Origin of the sequence: Stenotrophomonas sp. S41 (assembly GCF_016624625.1) — a bacterium.
Lineage (GTDB): Bacteria > Pseudomonadota > Gammaproteobacteria > Xanthomonadales > Xanthomonadaceae > Stenotrophomonas.
Genome location: NZ_JACVTV010000091.1, coordinates 1 through 18,564 on the forward strand (window position 1 = coordinate 1; position 18,564 = coordinate 18,564).

Sequence of the window (18,564 nt, forward strand, 5' to 3'; positions counted from 1 at the left end):
CCGCCCGACCCAACCCTCCGATGCCACCGCCTGGTCCCGTCGCCAGACCCATGCCGTCCAGATCGGCGGGGTCACCGTAGGTGGCGGCAAGCCCGTGGTGGTGCAGTCGATGACCAACACCGACACCTCCGACGTCGCCTCCAGCGTGAAGCAGGTGGCCGAATTGTGGCGCGCCGGTTCGGAAATGGTGCGGTTGACCGTCAACACTGTAGAGGCGGCCGCGGCCATTCCGCGCATCGTCGACAAGCTGGCGATGATGGGCATCGACGTACCGCTGATCGGTGACTTCCACTACAACGGCCACCAGCTGCTGACGGCCGAGCCGGCCTGCGCCGAAGCGCTGGCCAAGTACCGCATCAACCCGGGCAACGTCGGCTTCGGCAAGAAGAAGGACCTGCAGTTCGCCCAGCTGATCGAGTTCGCCATCCGCTACAACAAGCCGGTGCGCATCGGTGCCAACTGGGGCTCGCTGGACCAGGCCCTGGCGGCGAAGCTGATGGACGAGAACAACCATCGCGAACAGCCCTGGGACGCCGGCCGCGTGCTGCGCGAGGCGCTGATCCGTTCGGCGCTGGATTCGGCCGAGCAGGCGGTGGAGATCGGCCTGCCGCGCGATCGCATCATTCTTTCGGCCAAGGTCAGCGGCGTGCAGGAACTGATCGCGGTGTACCGCGACCTGGCCCAGCGTTCGGATTTCGCCCTGCACCTGGGCCTGACCGAAGCCGGCATCGGCAGCAAGGGCATCGTCGCTTCGGCGGCGGCGCTGAGCGTGCTGCTGCAGGAAGGTATTGGTGACACCATCCGCATTTCGCTGACGCCCGAGCCGGGCCAGTCGCGTACGCAGGAAGTGATCGTCGCCCAGGAACTGCTGCAGACCACCGGCCAGCGCGCCTTCACCCCGCTGGTCACCGCCTGCCCGGGCTGCGGCCGCACCACCTCCGAGTTCTTCCAGGAACTGGCCAAGGTCGTGCAGAACCACGTGCGCGAGAAGATGCCGGTCTGGAAGGTGCAGCACCCGGGTGCGGAGAACATGACCCTGGCGGTAATGGGTTGCATCGTCAATGGTCCGGGTGAGTCGCGCCACGCCAACATCGGCATTTCCCTGCCGGGTACCGGCGAAACGCCGGCCGCGCCGGTGTTCGTCGACGGCGAGAAGAAGGTGACCCTGCGTGGCGACAACATCGCCCAGGAATTCGTTGCCCTGATCGACGACTACGTCGAACAGAAGTATGTCCGGATCGCCGGGTAAGCCGCCGATCCTGGCCGCGCCGGAACCGGCGTCCGGCTTCCGACACTGGATGGGGCGCAATACGTGGCGCCTGGTGCTGCTGTTTGCCGGCGTGCTGCTGCCGCTGGCCGGCTTCGTCGCCCTGGCCGATGAAGTGCACGAGTTCGAGTCGTTCCATTTCGACGCCCCGCTGCTGTGGCAGATGCACGGGCTGCATTCGCCGTGGCTGGACCGCTGCTTCGTGCTGCTGTCGAAACTGGGCTACGAATGGTTCCTGATTCCGGCGGACGTGCTGATCGTCGGCGCGCTGCTGTGGCGGCGGCGCTGGCGCGAGGCGACCTTCGTGGCGGTGTGCTTCGTCGGCTCGGCGCTGCTGAACATGGGCAGCAAGCAGTTCTTCCAGCGCGACCGCCCCAGCCTGTGGGAATCGATCGCGCCGGAATCGACGTTCAGCTTCCCCAGCGGGCACGCGATGGGCACCATGACCCTGGCCGCGACCCTGGTGCTGCTGGCGTGGAACACCCGCTGGCGCTGGCCGGTGCTGGTGCTGGCGCCGCTGTTCAGCCTGCTGGTCAGCCTCTCGCGGGTCTACCTGGGGGTGCATTACCCCTCCGATATCCTCGCCGGATGGTGTGCGGCGCTGGTTTGGGTGGTAGGGTGCTATCTGGTCATGTTCAGTCGCCGACAACCTTGGCGACGCAGCGGTTCGCCGCCAGCAGGGGCCAGCGAAGCGATCGCAACAGGGGAGTGACGTGGATGCCCCTTCGGGGACGTCCATGCAAGAGCAGGTTGTTTCGTTGTAACGGGTTCTGTGGGACAGGGGGCAACATCGATGTGCGAAGAATGTGATGCGCAAGGCAGAACGCCGTTTTTGCGCCGTCGTCGTGCTTGCGATGCCCGGAAGCCCTGCCTAGCGTGGCCCGCAATGGCCGCATTCGAAGAGGTACGTGAATGACGATTCGAGTCTACCTGGTGGACGACCACGCGCTGGTCCGCACCGGTATGAAGATGATTTTGTCGAGTGAAACCGACATCGAGGTGGTGGGCGAAGCCGAGACCGGCGAAGACGGCTTGCGCGAGATCCGCCAGCTGCTGCCGGACGTGGTGCTGTGCGACCTGCACCTGCCGGGTGTCAGTGGCATGGAAGTGACCGAGCGCATCGTCCGTGGCCACCGCGCCACGCGCGTGGTGATCGTGTCCGTGCTGGAAGACGGCCCGCTGCCGAAGCGACTGCTGGAAGCGGGCGCCGCCGGCTACATCGGCAAGGGCTGCGATGCGCAGGAACTGCTGCGTGCGGTGCGTGACGTCGCGGCCGGGCGCCGTTACCTGGGCACCAGCATCGCGCAGAACCTGGCGCTGTCCACGGTGGAAGGCAATGCCTCGCCGTTCGATACGCTGTCGCCGCGCGAGCTGGAAGTGGCGCTGCTGCTGACCCAGGGCCTGCGCCAGGAAGACATCGCGCGGCGCCTGAGCCTGAGCGCGAAGACGGTGAACACGCACAAGGCGCGGTTGTTCGAGAAGATGGGGATCAGCGACAACATCGCGCTGGCGCGCATGGCCAGCCAGTACGGGCTGGTGGATCCGGCACGGCCGCTGTAACGGCGTCGGCTACAGCCGGGTCAGAGCCCTTTCCTGCGGAAAGGGATCCGACCCGGGACAGGTTGCGCGCACTTCGGGGTCGGATCCCTTTCCCGGCGGGAAAGGGCTCTGACCCCTGATGATGCCGGAGCCGAGCGTGGGCTCGGCTCTACACCTGGGGTGGGCTCAGTGGCCGCGGACGCGCTTGATGATCTTCGCGGCGTCGGCGGCGCTGGCGCGCACCTTGTCCCACTCGCCGTCGGCGATCCAGTTGCCCGGCACCATCCACGAGCCACCGATGCAGACCACGTTCTTCTGCTCCAGGTACTCGGCGGCGGTGTTTTCGGTGATGCCACCTGTCGGGCACAGCTTCAGGTCGGCAACCGGGCCGGCAAGGCCCTTGATCATCGCCAGGCCACCCACGGCCGTGGCCGGGAACAGCTTGCACACGCGGAAGCCGCGCGCGTAGAGCGACAGCAGCTCGGTCGGCGTGGCCGCACCCGGCACCACCGGCAGCGGTGCCGCCGCCAGCGCATCGGCCAGCACCGGCGGCGTACCCGGCGTCACCAGGAAATCCGCGCCCGCATCGATCGACTGCTGCATCTGCTCCACGGTCAGCACCGTACCCGCACCCACCACCACGTCGGGCAGCTCACGCTTGAGCATCGCCAGCGCTTCCATCGCCACCGGCGTACGCAGCGTCAGCTCGATGGCCGGCAGGCCACCTTCCAGCAGCGCCGCACTCACCGCACGCGCCTGGTCCAGCGTATGAATCGTCACCACCGGCAGGATGCCCGCCGCACGCAGCAGTTCCGCCGCCTTCACCTGATGTTGTTCGATACCCATAGCTCTGCTTCTGCCTTTGCTTTCGAATTTGATTTCAATGATCACTTCGCGGCATTGATGCGCCGGAGAGTGTCAGGAGGGCGCGGTCAGCCCCAGCCGGGACCGTGAGCGGCATGGATGCCGCGACCGAGCCCCCATGGATGGGTTTACGGCGTGTCCCGGCTGGGGCTGACCGCGCCCTCAACGAGGAGGCTCACCGCCGCAACAAACCCGCAGCGCTCTCCAACAACTCAGGCGTCCTTCGCCTCATGCGGCGCCGCCGCAGCCGCAGCATCGTGCCCCAGCTCATACTCCGAATCGTAATCCCACGGCCCACCATCCGCCGCCGCCGGCCCGCACGAAATCGAAATCGCACCCTGGTCCGCCGGACCCACCACGCGACGGTTGATCGCGAACAGATTGCGGCCCAGGTCATGCGCTGCCGGTGCCGTGTTCGGCGCCAGCGAACGCGCCGCCCACTCGGCCGCATCCACCAGCACTTCCAGCGTGCCGGCTTCGCCGTCCAGGCGGATCATGTCGCCCTCGCGCACCTTGGCCAGCGGGCCACCGCGCGCCGCTTCCGGCGTCACGTGGATCGCCGCCGGGATCTTGCCCGAGGCACCGGACAGGCGACCGTCGGTGACCAGCGCCACGCGCCGGCCCTGGTTCTGCAGCAGGCCCAGCAGCGGCGCCAGCGAATGCAGTTCCGGCATGCCGTTCGCACGCGGGCCCTGGTAACGCACCACCGCCACGAAATGCTCCGGCAGCAGGCCACCGGCGTGCAGCTTGTTCAGCACCTGCGGCGCATCGACCACCACGGCCGGTGCCTCGATGGTGCGGTACTGCGGCTTCACCGCCGACAGCTTGATCAGCGACTTGCCCAGGTTGCCGCGCAGCAGGCGCAGGCCACCCTGGCTTTCGAACGGGTTGTCGACGCTGCGCACCACTTCTTCATCGGCGCTGCGTTCCAGGCCCGGCAGGTACACCAGCTTGCCGTCGCGCAGCTGCGGCTCGCGGGCGTAGTCGGCCATGCCACCACGGGCCACGCTGACGATGTCGCCATGCATCAGGCCGGCCTTGATCAGCTCGCCGAACACGAACGCCGGGCCACCGGCCGCGGCGAAGCGGTTCACGTCGGCCTCGCCGTTCGGATAGACGCGGGCCAGCAGCGGAACCAGCTGCGACAGCTCGTCGAAGTCGTCCCAGGTCAGCACGATGCCGGCGGCGCGGGCAACGGCGATCCAGTGAATGGTGTGGTTGGTCGAACCACCGGTGGCCATCAGCGCGATGACCGCGTTGAGGATCGCGCGCTCGTCGATGATGCGGCCCAGCGGACGGAAATCGTCGCCCAGCGCGGTGATGTCCAGCGCACGCTCGGTGGCTTCGCGGGTCAGCGCGTCGCGCAGCGGCGTATCCGGGTTGACGAACGACGCGCCCGGCAGCTGCACGCCCATCGCTTCCAGCAGCACCTGGTTGGAATTGGCAGTGCCGTAGAAGGTGCAGGTGCCGACGCCGTGGTACGAGGCGGACTCGGCTTCCAGCAGTTCCTCGCGGGTGGCTTCGCCGGCGGCGTAGCGCTCGCGCACTTCGGCCTTCTGCTTGTTCGGGATGCCCGGGGTCATCGGGCCGGCCGGCACGAACACTGCCGGCAGGTGGCCGAAGGCCAGTGCGCCGATCAGCAGGCCCGGCACGATCTTGTCGCACACGCCGAGGTGGATGGTGGTGTCGAACATGTCGTGGCTGAGGCCGATGGCCGTGGCCTGCGCGATCACGTCGCGCGAGAACAGCGACAGTTCCATGCCGCCGCGACCCTGGGTCACGCCGTCGCACATCGCCGGCACGGCGCCGGCCACCTGTGCGGTCGCGCCGAGTTCGCGGGCGACCTCACGAATCTGCTCCGGATAGGTCTCGAACGGCTGGTGCGCCGACAGCATGTCGTTGTAGGCGGTGATGATGCCCAGGTTCGGGGTCACGCCGCCGCGCAGGCGGCTCTTGTCGGTCGTGCCGCAGGCGGCGAAGCCGTGGGCGAGGTTGCCGCAGCTCAGGCGGCTGCGGAACGGGCCATCGCGCAGGGCGGCGTCGATCGCGGCCAGGTAGGCGGCGCGCGACGCGGCGCTGCGGCGGATGACGCGATCGGTGATGGCTTGCAGTTGCGGATGGAGGCTCATTGGCTACCAGCGTTCAAGGTGGCGAGAGGCAAGCGGCAGCGGACGCCGCCGCCGACGTCAATCAGCCCAGTGCACGCGCAGGCGCGCGCCGTCCAGGTTGATTGCATTGAGGATCGGGTACTGCTGCGCATCGTTGCTGTCCAGCGCCTGGCGCAGGACCTGCAGCTTCTGCTTGCCGCGCAGCAGCAGCAGGCGCTGGCGGCACTGGCCCAGGCCACGCGGGGTCAGGGTGATGCGCAGCGGCCACTGGTTGGCACCGGGGCAGCCGGTGGCATCCAGCGCGGCGTAGGGCAGGGTGCTTTCCAGTGCACGGGCCAGATCCTTCGAGCCCGGGAACAGCGAGGCGGTGTGGCCATCGTTGCCCATGCCCAGCGCCACCACGCTCGGCGCCTGGCTGTGCTGGGCCTGCAGGTTGGCGGTGTACACGCATTCGGGCAGCGGCTTGCCGATGCGCACCAGCGGATCGAAGTGGGCACCTTCGGCACGCTTGAGCAGATGCTCGCGCACCAGCCAGGCATTGCTGTCGCGATCCTGCGGCGACAGCCAGCGCTCATCGGCCAGGCTCACTTCCACGCGGTCCCAGAGCACGTCCAGCTCGGCCAGCGCCTGGTACACCGGCGCCGGGGTGGTGCCACCGGACAGCAGGATGCGGGCGCGGCCCACTTCGTTGATGTCGTGGTTGATCGCCTGGGCCATTTCGGCGGCCACGGCTTCGATCCAGCCATCGGCATCGCCATGGCTGATGAAGTCGATGCGGTCGTCGTGGAAGGTCGGGCTCATGCGGCAACTCCTGTAGCGTCACGTTCGGCGTCGGCGGCATAGGCGGCGGCGCCCAGCAGCCCGGGGCAGGGGTGCATGATCGCCAGCGACGGCACCCGCGCCATGATCGAAGAGAACCGGCCCTTGTGTTCGAAGCGCTGGCGGAAACCGGAATGCTGCAGCGAATCGAGCATCTTCGGCACCAGGCCACCGGTCAGGAACACGCCGTCCCACGCGCCCTGCACCAGCACCAGGTCACCTGCGATGGCACCGAACACGGCGCAGAACACGTCCACCGTGCGCATCGCCTGCGGGTCACCCAGCGCGGCACGCGCGGTGACGTCGGCCGGCTGCAGCTGGCCCGGATCGAAACCGGCCATCTCGCACACGGCGCGATGGATATTGACCAGGCCGGGGCCGCAGATCAGGCGTTCGTTGGAGACGCGGCCGAACTGCTCGGACAGGATCTCCAGGATGCGGATCTCCTCCGGCGTGCCCGGCGGGAAGCTGACGTGGCCACCTTCGGTTTCCAGCGGATAGCTGCGGCCGTGGCGCACGATCAGGCCGCCGACACCGAGGCCGGTGCCCGGACCGATCACGCCGTAGTTGCGCGATTCGCCCGGTGCGGCCGGGGTCCAGTGCGCGCCGCCGATCTGGATCACGTCATGCGGCTGCAGCAGGGCCACGGCCATCGCCTGTGCGGCGAAGTCGTTGATCAGGTGCAGTTCGTCGAAGCCGAGCATGGTCGCGGTGCGGCTGCGCGAGATCACCCACGGGTGGTTGGTGATACGTGCTTCGTCACCGTCCACGCGGCCGGCCACCGCGAACACGCCGCGGCGCGCAGTGGCGCCGGCCTGTTCCAGGTAGTGGCGTGCGGCATCACCCAGCGAGGGGAACTCAGCCACCGCGTATTCGCGGATGCTGTCCTTCTGCAGGGGCGCGTCCAGCGAGGTGTCGGCGAGGGCGAAGCGGGCGTTGGTGCCGCCGATGTCGGCGACCAGCACGGGCTGGCTGCCGACACTCATGCCGATGCTCCGCTGTCCGGGGCGTCAACGCCCTGCGGCAGGAAGTCGGTGGCGTTGTCCGGGCCCCACTGGCCGGCCGGGTAGGGTTCCAGCGGCAGGTTGGCGGCCTTCCAGGCATCGGCCACGCTGTCGATCCAGGCCCAGGCCGCGCGCACTTCGTCGTCGCGCACGAACAGGGTGTGGTTGCCGTTGAAGGCGTCCAGGAACAGGCGCTCGTAGGCGATGCGGCGGTGCAGGCCGGTCGGCACGGACAGTTCCAGTTCCAGCGGGTGCAGTTCCAGCGCGCCCCATTCCGGGCCGGCCAGGCTGCTCATCAGGCCCAGTTCGATGTTTTCCTGCGGCTGCAGCTGGAACACCAGGCGGTTCGGCGCGGCCTGCGCACGCTGCGGGCGCTCGAACAGCCAGTGGGTGACCGGCTTCAGCGTGACCACCACGCGGGTGGTGCGCTCGGGCAGGCGCTTGCCGGTGACCAGGTGGAACGGCACGCCGCTCCAGCGCCAGTTGTCGATGTGCGCGGTGACGCCGGCGAAGGTTTCCACGTCGCTGCCTTCCGGCGGCTGGTAGGCCTGGGCCGGCTGGCCGTTGATGCTGCCAGCGGTGTAGCGGCCGCGGATGCTGTCACGGGCGGCGTTCTTCGCGTCCAGCGGGCGCAGGGCGCGCAGCACCTTGACCTTCTCGTCGCGGATGCGGTCGGCTTCCAGCGAGGCCGGCGGCTCCATCGCCACCATGCACAGCAGCTGCAGGATGTGGCTCTGCACCATGTCGCGCAGCGCGCCGGAGCGCGCGTAGTACGCGTCGCGGCCGTCCACGCCTTCGCTCTCGGCCACCAGGATGTGCACCGATTCGATGTAGTTGCGGTTCCACACCGCTTCCAGCAGCGTGTTGCCGAAGCGCAGGGCGATCAGGTTCTGCACCGCCGCCTTGCCCAGGTAGTGGTCCAGGCGGAACACGCGGTCTTCGTCGATCCACTGGCCGATGGTGGAGATGATCTCCTCGGCGCTCTCGCTGTCGCTGCCGATCGGCTTTTCCAGCATCAGGCGCGACGGTGCTGCCAGGGCGCCGCCCTTGGCCAGGCCTTCGCAGGTGGAGATGTACAGGCCCGGCGGGATGGCCAGGTAGCTCACGCAGCGACGGTCGACCAGGTCGGAGACGGCGGCGGCGACCGAGTCGACGTCACGCAGGTCCACCGAGCGGTAGTCGATGCGGCGCAGCAGGGAGGCGATGTCCTCCTGGCTGGCCATCGGCATGGCCTGCTGCAGACGCGGCCGCAGGATATCGTGGAAGGCTTCGGTGTCATGGCCGGACAGGGCCAGCGCACGGATGCGGAAGTCCTCCGGCAGCAGGCCGTCGCCAAGCAGGCGCAGCAGCGAAGGGAACAGGTAGCGCTGGGCCAAGTCGCCTGTGGCACCAAACAGGAAGAGGGTGTCGTGCATCGCTCGAGTTTCAGATCCGGGTGACATCGTTGTCAATCGCTTCATGGCTGGGTTCAGGGGACATCCGCGCTACTGTCTGTCCGAGGCTCGATGGGGGCGGATTTCCGGCAGGCCGGAAGACCGTTCCATTCGTAACCACTACGACGATGACCTTTCGTCTGGTCGTCGAAGCAGATCGGCGCGCACCGACGTTCGGATAGTGCCACGTGAAAACGTTTACATGGCAGAATGGGCAACTGTATTCGATTGCAGTGGTCGCCGTCATGCGGCAGCTGCGCAATCATCACTGCCATCGGGAGGGCCGAGGCAGTCCCCAATGACAGCCCGGCGTCGGGCGGACTGGATAGATTGAAATGGCAAAAGTGCAGTTGCAGGGTGTGCGCAAGGTCTACGACAACGGCCAGGTCGCGGTGAAGGACGCCACCTTCGAGGTCGCCGATGGCGAGCTCATGGTGCTGGTCGGACCGTCCGGCTGTGGCAAGTCGACCCTGCTGCGGATGGTGGCGGGTCTTGAGGAGATCAGCGGTGGCACGCTGACCATCGGTGACCGGGTGGTCAACGATGTGGCGCCGAAGGATCGCGACATCGCCATGGTGTTCCAGAGTTATGCGCTGTACCCGCACATGACCGTGGCAGAGAACCTGGCCTTCGGCCTGAAGCTGCGTGGCCACGACAAGGCGACCATCGACAAGCGCATCGCCGAGGCGGCGCAGACGCTGGGTCTGACCGAGATGATGGACAAGCTGCCGAAGGCGATGTCCGGCGGCCAGCGCCAGCGCGTGGCCCTGGGCCGTGCACTGGTGCGCGAGCCGGCGGTGTTCCTGCTGGACGAGCCGCTGTCCAACCTGGATGCCAAGCTGCGCCACAGCGTGCGTACCGAAATCGCGCAGCTGCACCGCAAGCTGGGCACCACCATGATCTACGTGACGCATGACCAGGTCGAAGCAATGACCTTGGGCCAGCGCATCGTGGTGCTGAAGGACGGCATCATCCAGCAGATCGACACGCCGATGGCGCTGTACGACCGCCCGGCCAACCTGTTCGTGGCCGGCTTCCTCGGCAGCCCGGCGATGAACGTGCTGCGCGGCACGCTGCAGGGCGATGCCGGCGGCGTGACCGTGGTCGATGGCGAATGGCGCGCACCGCTGGGCCAGGCCACCATCGACCCGGCATGGCTGCAGAAGTCGATTGCCGTGGGCGTGCGTCCGGAGCACCTGCAGCCGGCGGGTGCCGACGATACGCATGCGTTCACCGCACGCATCGAGGGCATCGAGCCGGTCGGCAACGAGATCTTCGTCAATCTCAGCAGCGGCAAGCATGCGCTGACCATGCGCGTGGCGCCGCAGTCGCTGCCGGGCGTGGGCGAGGACATCCGCGTGGCGATCCATCCGCAGGGCCTGCATTTCTTCGATGCGGAAAGCGGCGAACGCCTGTAAGCGGCGGTAGCGCCGGGCCATGCCCGGCGTCATGAGCGGCGTGCGGACCAACGGTCCGCACCCACCGCGTGGATGCGGGGCGCGCCCTCAGCGCGCCAGGCCATCCAGCAGCGGCACGCGCTGCGCGGTCACACCGCCCACCTGCAATTCCGCATCACTGGTTTCCAGTGGCAGCACCGCCAGGGCCAGATCGCCGGCCACGCTGGCAATGCTGCCCAGCGCTGCGCCGTCCTGCTGCACGACATCACCGGCCTGCGCCGGGGCGGCGGCATGCAGCAGCTGCACCGCGCGCTTGGCCTTGCCGAGGAAGTGGGTGCGGGCCACGATTTCCTGGCCCGGGTAGCAGCCCTTCTTCACGCTGTAGCCGTTCAGGCGGTCAAGGCCCAGCTGCTGCGGCGTCCACACTTCGCGCTGGCTTTCTTCCAAGCGCGGCAGGCCGAAGCGCAGGTCAGCCTGGCGCCAGGCCAGGGCGAACGCGGCTTCGTCGGCCTCGCTGCCAGCCGCAAACCCTTCAACCGGACCGATGCGCAGGGTTCGCGGCAGGGCATCGCTGCCCAGATCCAGTTCCCAACCCGCCTCGCCACCACCGGCAATCGCCGCGCCACTGGCCGCTTCCGGCGCAGTGAACGCGCCCGCCACGGCAAGATCGGCATGCACCTGCAGCTTCACCTTGCGGCGGAACACGAAGCGCTGCAGTTGCGACGCAATCGCATCTGCATCGCCATCGGCCAGCATCAGCATCACGTGATCCTCGGCCAGCCGCAGCAGCTGGAACACTGCAAGGGTGCGTCCCTTGGCGCTCAGCCAGGCGCTCCACTGCCAGTGCCGCAGGGGCAGGGCGGTCACGTCGCTGCTGAACTGGGCGTGGGCGAAAACGGCGGCATCGGCGCCCTGCAGGCTCAGCAGCTGGTGGCCGGGCAGGCGCGGATATGCGACGAAAGCAGGGGGAAGGTTGTCAGGCACGTGAACGAGGTCTAAAATTTGTGCGTTGCGAGACCGAACATGATAGGCCAAACAACCCCCACTCCCGACGACGAAACTGAAGCCCCGCTGGTTCCCGCGGCACCCGTGCCCGTGGAAAAACCAGAGGCGGAAGAGGAATTCGGCGGCCGCGGCGGACTTGATCCGGTGCGGTATGGCGATTGGGAGAAAAACGGACGCTGCATCGATTTCTGATCAGCATTGAGCCAACGCGGCATCGTGCCGCCCAGCCGAGACAACGAGCCCAGCGAAATGGCGACCAGACAACGCCCCCTATCCCCGCACCTCCAGGTGTATCGCTGGCAGATTCAGATGGCCACCTCGATCCTGCATCGAGCCACTGGCGTCTTTCTGTCCGTGGGTGCCCTCATCATCGCTGCCGGCCTGCTGGCCCTGATGATGGGCCCCGATTCGTGGAACTGCTTCACCGGCCATGCCGGGGCCTGGTATGGCCGCGTGTTCCTGTTTGCGTGGACATGGTCGTTCGCCTATCACCTGTGCAATGGCATCCGCCACGTCGTGCAGGACTTCGCCGTTGGTTTCAGCATCCCGGCCTTCGTCCGCAGCAGCTGGATCTCGGTCTTCGGCAGCCTGGTGATCACCGCGCTGGTCTGGGCCTACGTGTTGTTCGGAGGTGCCGCATGAGCAAGTTCCGTACCCCGCTGAAGAACGTGCGCGGCCTTGGTTCGGCCAAGACCGGCACCGAGCACTTCGTGCACCAGCGCCTGACCGCCGCCGCTCTGGTGGTGCTGGGCCTGTGGTTCCTGGTGCTTGTGGTGCGCATGGCCGGCGCCGACTACGCCACGGCCGTGGCCACCATCGCCAAGCCGTGGAATGCCGTGCCGCTGATCGGCCTGCTGATCACCATGTTCTGGCACGCACAGCTCGGCATGCAGGTCGTGCTGGAAGATTACATCCACGAATCGCTGCTGGCCCTGGTGCTGCAGACCGCGGTGAAGTTCGTCGCCGTGCTCGGCATGATCGTCAGTGTGTTTGCGGTGGGCCGCATCGCCCTCGGCGTTGCCTGAGCCCAGGCACCAAGACAGGAATCCAGACTAGATGTCCGCTTACAAGATCACCGAACACAAGTACGACATGGTCGTGGTGGGCGCCGGCGGCGCCGGCCTGCGCGCCACGTTCGGCCTTGCCGCCAAGGGCCTGCAGACCGTGTGCCTGACCAAGGTCTTCCCGACCCGTTCGCACACCGTCGCTGCACAGGGTGGCATTTCCGCCGCGCTCGCCAACATGGGCGAAGACGATTGGCGCTACCACTTCTACGACACCATCAAGGGCTCGGACTGGCTGGGCGACCAGGACGCCATCGAGTACATGTGCCGTGAGGCCATCCCGGCCATCATCGAGCTCGAGCACTACGGCGTGCCGTTCAGCCGCACCGCCGAAGGCAAGATCTACCAGCGCCCGTTCGGCGGCATGACCACCAAGTACGGCGAAGGCCCGGCGGCGCAGCGTACCTGCGCGGCGGCCGACCGTACCGGTCACGCCATGCTGCACACCCTGTACCAGCAGTCGCTCAAGCACGACGCGCGCTTCATGATCGAGTACTTCGCACTCGACCTGATCTTCGATGACGAAGGCGTGTGCCGTGGCGTGCTGGCCCTGGACATGGCCGACGGCACGCTGCACCTGTTCCGCGCCCAGGGCGTGGTGCTGGCCACCGGCGGCTACGGCCGCGCGTACTTCAGCGCCACCTCGGCGCACACCTGCACCGGCGACGGTGGCGGCCTGGCCATGCGCGCCGGCATCGCCATGCAGGACATGGAGTTCGTGCAGTTCCACCCGACCGGCATCTACGGCGCCGGCTGCCTGATCACCGAGGGTGTCCGCGGTGAAGGCGGCATCCTGCGCAACAGCAGCGGCGAGCGCTTCATGGAGCGCTACGCACCGCATTACAAGGATCTGGCCTCGCGTGACGTGGTGGCCCGTTCGATGACCATCGAGATCCGCGAAGGCCGCGGCGTCGGCGAGCACAAGGATCACATCCTGCTCGACCTGACCCACCTCGGCCCGGGCGTGATCGACGAGAAGCTGCCGGGCATCGCCGAGAGCGCGCGCATCTTCGCCGGCGTCGACGTGCACAAGCAGCCGATCCCGGTCATCCCGACCGTGCACTACAACATGGGCGGCATTCCGACCAACTTCCACGGCGAAGTCGTGCGCAAGGATGGCGACAACCCCGATGCCGTGGTGCCGGGCCTGTACGCCATCGGCGAAGCGGCCTGCGTGTCCGTGCACGGCGCCAACCGCCTGGGCTCGAACTCGCTGCTCGACCTGGTGGTGTTCGGCCGTGCCGTGGCCAACCGCTGTGCCGAGACCATCAAGCCGGGCGCTGCGCACAAGCCGCTGCCGGCCGATGCCTGCGACAAGGCGCTGGGCCTGCTGGACAAGCTGCGTTACGCCAATGGCCATACGCCGACCTCGGTCATCCGCGACAACATGCAGCGCACGATGCAGGCCGACGCCGCCGTCTTCCGTACCAGCCAGACGCTGAAGGAAGGCTGCGAGAAGATGGCGACCGTGTTCGATTCGTTCCAGGACGTGAAGGTCAGCGACCGTTCGCTGGTCTGGAACTCGGACCTGATCGAGACCTACGAGCTGAACAACCTGCTGCTGAACGCGGTGGCGACGATCAACTCGGCGGAACAGCGCAAGGAAAGCCGTGGTGCGCACGCGCACGAGGACTTCCCGGACCGCGACGACGTCAACTGGCACAAGCACACGCTGGTCACCGTCGACGAGAAGGGCAAGTGCAGCTTCGACTACCGTCCGGTGCACATGTACACGCTGACCGACGAGGTCGACGTGGTGCCGCCGAAGCCGCGCGTGTACTGATCGCGACCCCCGCCTACCATGCAATCCGCGCCTTGATGGCGCGGGCCGCCTGAGCCAACGAGAGCAGCCATGGCCGAGTTTTCACTCCCCAAGAATTCCAAGGTCACGAAGGGCCAGCACTTCCCCGCCAAGAGCGGCGGCAAGAACGTGCGCACCTTCAAGATCTACCGCTGGAGTCCGGACGACGACAGCAATCCGCGCACCGATACCTATGAGATCGATCTGGACGCCTGCGGCCCGATGGTCCTGGACGCGCTGATCAAGATCAAGAACGAGATCGATCCGACCCTGACCTTCCGTCGCTCCTGCCGCGAGGGTATCTGCGGTTCGTGCGCGATGAACATCGACGGCACCAACACCCTGGCCTGCACCCGCGCCATCGCGGACTGCGGCAAGAAGGAAGTGCCGATCTACCCGCTGCCGCACATGAGCGTGGTCAAGGATCTGGTTCCGGACCTGACCCACTTCTACGCGCAGTACGCCTCGATCAAGCCGTGGATCCGCACGCAGACCCCGGCACCGCCGGACCGTGAGCGCCTGCAGTCGCCGGAAGACCGCAAGAAGCTCGACGGCCTGTACGAGTGCATCCTGTGCGCCTGCTGCTCGACCAGCTGCCCGAGCTACTGGTGGAACGGCGAGCGTTACCTGGGCCCGGCGATCCTGCTGCAGGCCTACCGCTGGATCATCGATTCACGCGATGAGGACACCGGTGAGCGCCTGGACGATCTGGAAGATCCGTTCAAGCTGTACCGCTGCCACACCATCATGAACTGTGCCCGGACCTGCCCGAAGGGCCTGAACCCGGCGCTGGCGATCGCTGAGATCAAGAAGCTGATGATGGAACGCCGCGCCTGATACAGGCCTGGCGTTACCCGGTAGAGCCACGCCATGCGTGGCTGCACCAACCAGTAGAGCCACGCCATGCGTGGCTTTGCTGTATCTGGAGAAACACGATGGACGAAGAAACCCTGCTGAAGAAGCTGCGCTGGCGCTGCCGCCGCGGCATGCGCGAGCTGGACCAGCTGTTCGGCCGCTACCTCGACCGCGAATGGAGCACTGCGCCGACCGAAGAGCGCGAGGTTTTCCTGTTCCTGCTCGAATGCGAGGACGATAAGTTGTGGCGCTGGTTCATGGGCTACGAGGCCTGCCCGCATGCCCACGCCGTGCCCCTCATGCAGAAGATCCTCGCCCTCAAGGCTTGAGTGGCGACCCTCGCGGCTGCAGGCCGGCGCGCAGGCGCTGATCCTGCTGGCCGCGCCCTGGCTGCTGCGCGCCTCGGCCCTGCCGGAAGACCGGTACTGGCCGGTGCTGGTGGCGGTCTGGCTGCTGGGCCTGGCCCAGCTGGGCTGGCGACTGCGCCGGCCCGCGCGCCGGCTTGAGCTGACCACGCTGCCGGCGCCGCTGCAGCTGGAGGGTGCCGATATCGATGCGCCGCGGCTGGTGGTGCGCGGCCCTTGGCTGCTGCTGCACTGGTGTGTCGACGGCCGGCGCGGGCGCCTGCTGTTCTGGCCGGACGTGCTCGACCAACGGCAGCGACGTGAACTGCGACTGGCCGTGTCCGCACGCAGCGTTTCACGCCGACCCCGTACGATGGCACCATAGACTGAATTGACTGGCGTGCCTGCATGTTCAAACCCATCCCCGTGGCCATCGGCCTGCGCTACCTGCGCGCCAAGCGCCGCAACGGCTTCATCTCGTTCATTTCAATGGCATCGATCCTGGGCATCGCGCTCGGCGTCACGGTGCTGATCACCACCCTGGCGGTGATGAGCGGTTTCCAGAAGGAAATCCGCAGCCGTCTGCTGCAGATGACCGCCCATACCACCATCAGCCGCGACGGCGAGCCGATGCCGGACTGGATGCGCGTGGTCGACGTGGCCAACAAGGATCCGCGCGTGGCCGGTGCCGCGCCGTACATCGAGATCCAGTCGATGATCAGCGGCCCGCGCGTGCAGGGTGCGATCATCCAGGGCATCGACCCGGCGCTGGAGCCGAAGGTGTCGGTGATCGACAAGAAGATCACCAAGGGCAGCTATGACAGCCTCAAGCCGGGCAGCTTCAACCTGCTGCTGGGCAAGGAGCTGGCCATCTGGCTGGGCGTGGACGTGGGCGATCAGGTGCTGGTGACGTTCGCCGAAGTGCAGGGCACCCCGGCCGGTGCGGTGCCGCGGATGAAACGCTTCACCGTCAGTGGTCTGTTCGAGGCTGGCTACAACGAGGTCGACCGTGGCGTCGGCTTCGCCAACATGAAGGACCTCGAGCGCGTGCTGCGCTCCGACGGCGCCACCGGCGTACGCCTGAAACTGCACGACATGGACCGCTCGCTGGAAGTGGGCGTGGACCTGGCGCAGAACCTGGGCGGCGCGTACCGGGTGAGCGACTGGACCCAGCAGAACGCCAACCTCTACCACTCGCTGCGGATGGAAAAAGTGGTGATGGGCATCCTGCTGTCGCTGATCATCGCGATGGGTGCCTTCAACCTGGTGTCCTCGCAGGTGATGCTGGTGACCGACAAGCAGGCCGACATCGCCATCCTGCGCACGCTGGGCCTGACCCCGGGCGGGGTGATGCAGGTGTTCATGGTGCAGGGCTCGCTGATCGGCATCTTCGGCACGCTGGCCGGCCTGATCGGCGGCATCACCCTGACCTTGAACCTCGAGCGCATCCTCGGTGCCATCGAGTCGCTGTTCAACGTCAAGCTGCTGCCGGAGGACGTGTACTACATCACCGGCCTGCCGACCGACATGCAGACCGGCGATATCGTGGCGATCACGCTGATCGCGCTGCTGATGAGTTTCCTGGCCACCCTGTATCCCGCCTGGCGGGCAGCACGCACCCAGCCGGCGGAGGCCCTGCGCTATGAATAAGGTCGTCAACCGCGGCGATGAAGTGATCCGTGCCGAGGGCCTGGGCAAGACCTACGCCGAAGGCCGCATGCAGACCCCGGTGTTCGACGGGCTGGACCTGAAGGTCAATGCCGGCGAAACGGTGGCGATCATCGGTGCCTCCGGCGCCGGCAAGAGCACGTTGCTGCACCTGCTGGGCGGCCTGGATGTGCCGACCGCAGGTGAGGTGTTCGTCACCGGCCAGCGCATGTCGACCCTGTCGGACACCGCGCGTGGCCTGCTGCGCAACCAGGCGCTGGGCTTCGTCTACCAGTTCCACCACCTGCTGCCGGAATTCACCGCGTTGGAAAACGTGATGATGCCGGTGATGCTGGCCGGTACCGGCGTGCCCGAAGCCAGCCAGCGTGCGACCGCGCTGCTGGAAGCGGTCGGCCTGGGCCATCGCCTGGACCACAAGCCGGGCGAACTTTCCGGTGGCGAGCGCCAGCGTGCCGCCGTGGCGCGTGCGCTGGTCAACCATCCGGCCTGCGTGCTCGGCGATGAGCCGACCGGCAACCTGGATGACCGCACCGCGGCCACCGTGTTCGAGCTGATGCTGGAGCTCAACCGTGCCCGCCACACCAGCCTGGTACTGGTGACCCACGACCGCAGCCTCGCGCGTCGTCTGGACCGCGTGCTGGAACTGCGCGAAGGGCGTCTGCACGCATTGGCACACGCTGACGTCTGAGGGGCTGGCCTCGCTCTGGCCTCGCTCTGCGGGGCTGGCTTCGCTCTGGTAGATGCCGACCTTGGTCGGCTGCTTTTGCCGGCCGAGCGCCAACCAAGGTTGGCGACTACCGGGCCGCGCCGACCGGCGGCTGAATCGGGCCGCCGGCCGTTGCGCCGGCGTTGCACGGCCGGGCGCATGATGTGCGCAGTTCCCCGCTGGAGATCGCCATGAAGACCCCGTTGCTGATCGCCGGCCTGTGCCTGGCGCTGGCCGCTTGCGCCACCACCGGCCTGACCAGTGCCGACCGCCTGGAGCTGTACCGCGCCCACGCTGGTCCGGCGCAGAAGGACATGCAGTTCCTGGGCACGCTCAACGGCTGGACCGAGCTGGGTGACAGCGCGCTGGCAGTCTGGACCAAGCCGAGCGAAGCCTACCTGCTGGAACTGACCGGGCCGTGCCCGGATCTTTCGTATGCGCCTGCCATCGGCCTGACCAGCCACATGGGCCGCGTCAGCGCGCCGTTCGACAAGGTGATCGTACGCGACCCGACCGGTGGCCCGCGCCTGCCGTGCTTCATCAAGACGATCCGCAAGCTGGACGTCAAATCGCTGCGCGCGCAGGAAAAGGACATGCGCCAGGCGCAGGTGCAGGAGCGCGAAGCGCCCGCGGAATAATCGGGTAGCGCCGGGCCATGCCCGGCGGATATCTGGTCGCCGGGCATGGCCC

General features: G+C 67.3%; 20 protein-coding genes. 14 read left to right on the forward strand and 6 right to left on the reverse strand.

Annotated elements, in window-relative coordinates:
- From ispG to IAE56_RS16325, 3 genes are all read left to right on the forward strand, one after another.
- The coding region (gene ispG, locus IAE56_RS16315) for a flavodoxin-dependent (E)-4-hydroxy-3-methylbut-2-enyl-diphosphate synthase (RefSeq protein WP_234456136.1) at nt 1-1,249 on the forward strand (1,249 nt) is incomplete at its 5' end.
- Nucleotides 1,230-1,979 (forward strand): phosphatase PAP2 family protein, encoded by a 750-nt coding sequence (locus IAE56_RS16320; RefSeq protein WP_200753235.1) that lies wholly within the window; start codon nt 1,230-1,232, stop codon nt 1,977-1,979. The genes ispG and IAE56_RS16320, both read left to right, overlap by 20 nt.
- Nucleotides 1,980-2,179: 200 nt before the next feature.
- Complete coding sequence (locus IAE56_RS16325) at nt 2,180-2,827, forward strand: response regulator (RefSeq protein WP_116865046.1); 648 nt, start codon at nt 2,180-2,182, stop codon at nt 2,825-2,827.
- A gap of 165 nt (nt 2,828-2,992) precedes the next feature.
- Here the strand turns inward: IAE56_RS16325 and eda are convergent, their stop codons facing one another.
- From eda to zwf, 5 genes are all read right to left on the reverse strand, one after another.
- Nucleotides 2,993-3,652 (reverse strand): bifunctional 4-hydroxy-2-oxoglutarate aldolase/2-dehydro-3-deoxy-phosphogluconate aldolase, encoded by a 660-nt coding sequence (gene eda, locus IAE56_RS16330; protein WP_108768516.1) that lies wholly within the window; start codon nt 3,650-3,652, stop codon nt 2,993-2,995.
- A 230-nt stretch (nt 3,653-3,882) separates the two neighbouring features.
- Complete coding sequence (gene edd / locus IAE56_RS16335) at nt 3,883-5,799, reverse strand: phosphogluconate dehydratase (protein ID WP_108768517.1); 1,917 nt, start codon at nt 5,797-5,799, stop codon at nt 3,883-3,885.
- Between the two features lie 57 nt (nt 5,800-5,856).
- Nucleotides 5,857-6,579 carry a 6-phosphogluconolactonase gene (gene pgl / locus IAE56_RS16340; protein ID WP_108768518.1) on the reverse strand — a complete coding sequence of 241 codons (723 nt, stop codon included), beginning with the start codon at nt 6,577-6,579 and terminating at the stop codon, nt 5,857-5,859.
- On the reverse strand, nt 6,576-7,583 hold the full coding sequence (gene glk / locus IAE56_RS16345) for a glucokinase (protein ID WP_200734203.1): 1,008 nt from the start codon (nt 7,581-7,583) through the stop codon (nt 6,576-6,578). The genes pgl and glk overlap by 4 nt, the downstream gene beginning before the upstream one ends.
- Entirely contained in the window at nt 7,580-9,016 is a 1,437-nt protein-coding gene (gene zwf, locus IAE56_RS16350) for a glucose-6-phosphate dehydrogenase (protein WP_200753236.1), read from the reverse strand. The genes glk and zwf overlap by 4 nt, the downstream gene beginning before the upstream one ends.
- A 353-nt stretch (nt 9,017-9,369) precedes the next feature.
- Between zwf and ugpC the strand changes: the two genes are divergently transcribed.
- On the forward strand, nt 9,370-10,452 hold the full coding sequence (ugpC, locus tag IAE56_RS16355) for a sn-glycerol-3-phosphate ABC transporter ATP-binding protein UgpC (RefSeq protein ID WP_200753237.1): 1,083 nt from the start codon (nt 9,370-9,372) through the stop codon (nt 10,450-10,452).
- An 87-nt stretch (nt 10,453-10,539) separates the two neighbouring features.
- On the opposite strand, the gene IAE56_RS16360 is transcribed toward ugpC, so the two are convergent.
- Nucleotides 10,540-11,415 carry a folate-binding protein YgfZ gene (locus IAE56_RS16360; protein ID WP_200753238.1) on the reverse strand — a complete coding sequence of 292 codons (876 nt, stop codon included), beginning with the start codon at nt 11,413-11,415 and terminating at the stop codon, nt 10,540-10,542.
- Nucleotides 11,416-11,454: 39 nt separating this feature from the next.
- Here IAE56_RS16360 and IAE56_RS16365 point away from each other — a divergent pair, with 39 nt between their 5' ends.
- From IAE56_RS16365 to IAE56_RS16410, 10 genes are all read left to right on the forward strand, one after another.
- Nucleotides 11,455-11,628, forward strand: coding sequence for a DUF1674 domain-containing protein (locus IAE56_RS16365; RefSeq protein WP_079221501.1), 174 nt, complete (start codon nt 11,455-11,457; stop codon nt 11,626-11,628).
- A 57-nt stretch (nt 11,629-11,685) separates the two neighbouring features.
- The gene (sdhC, locus tag IAE56_RS16370) at nt 11,686-12,078 is read left to right on the forward strand and encodes a succinate dehydrogenase, cytochrome b556 subunit (RefSeq protein WP_079221502.1); all 393 of its coding nucleotides are present in this window, start codon (nt 11,686-11,688) and stop codon (nt 12,076-12,078) included.
- Entirely contained in the window at nt 12,075-12,461 is a 387-nt protein-coding gene (gene sdhD / locus IAE56_RS16375; RefSeq protein WP_200753239.1) for a succinate dehydrogenase, hydrophobic membrane anchor protein, read from the forward strand. The genes sdhC and sdhD overlap by 4 nt, the downstream gene beginning before the upstream one ends.
- Before the next feature lie 31 nt (nt 12,462-12,492).
- Complete coding sequence (gene sdhA / locus IAE56_RS16380) at nt 12,493-14,283, forward strand: succinate dehydrogenase flavoprotein subunit (RefSeq protein WP_200753240.1); 1,791 nt, start codon at nt 12,493-12,495, stop codon at nt 14,281-14,283.
- Between the two features lie 69 nt (nt 14,284-14,352).
- Nucleotides 14,353-15,138 carry a succinate dehydrogenase iron-sulfur subunit gene (locus IAE56_RS16385; RefSeq protein ID WP_200753241.1) on the forward strand — a complete coding sequence of 262 codons (786 nt, stop codon included), beginning with the start codon at nt 14,353-14,355 and terminating at the stop codon, nt 15,136-15,138.
- 98 nt (nt 15,139-15,236) lie between these two features.
- Nucleotides 15,237-15,485, forward strand: a complete 249-nt coding sequence (locus tag IAE56_RS16390) for a succinate dehydrogenase assembly factor 2 (protein WP_108768524.1) — start codon at nt 15,237-15,239, stop codon at nt 15,483-15,485.
- Entirely contained in the window at nt 15,436-15,885 is a 450-nt protein-coding gene (locus IAE56_RS16395) for a hypothetical protein (RefSeq protein ID WP_200753242.1), read from the forward strand. Before IAE56_RS16390 ends, IAE56_RS16395 begins: the two co-directional genes overlap by 50 nt.
- A gap of 23 nt (nt 15,886-15,908) precedes the next feature.
- A complete protein-coding gene (locus IAE56_RS16400; protein WP_108768526.1) occupies nt 15,909-17,150 on the forward strand; it encodes a lipoprotein-releasing ABC transporter permease subunit in 1,242 nt (413 codons plus the stop codon).
- Nucleotides 17,143-17,856: a lipoprotein-releasing ABC transporter ATP-binding protein LolD gene (gene lolD / locus IAE56_RS16405; protein ID WP_108768527.1), complete on the forward strand. Its 714-nt coding sequence runs from the start codon at nt 17,143-17,145 to the stop codon at nt 17,854-17,856. The genes IAE56_RS16400 and lolD overlap by 8 nt, the downstream gene beginning before the upstream one ends.
- A 209-nt stretch (nt 17,857-18,065) precedes the next feature.
- A complete protein-coding gene (locus IAE56_RS16410; protein WP_200753243.1) occupies nt 18,066-18,512 on the forward strand; it encodes a DUF6491 family protein in 447 nt (148 codons plus the stop codon).
- The last annotated feature ends 52 nt before the right edge of the window (nt 18,513-18,564 follow it).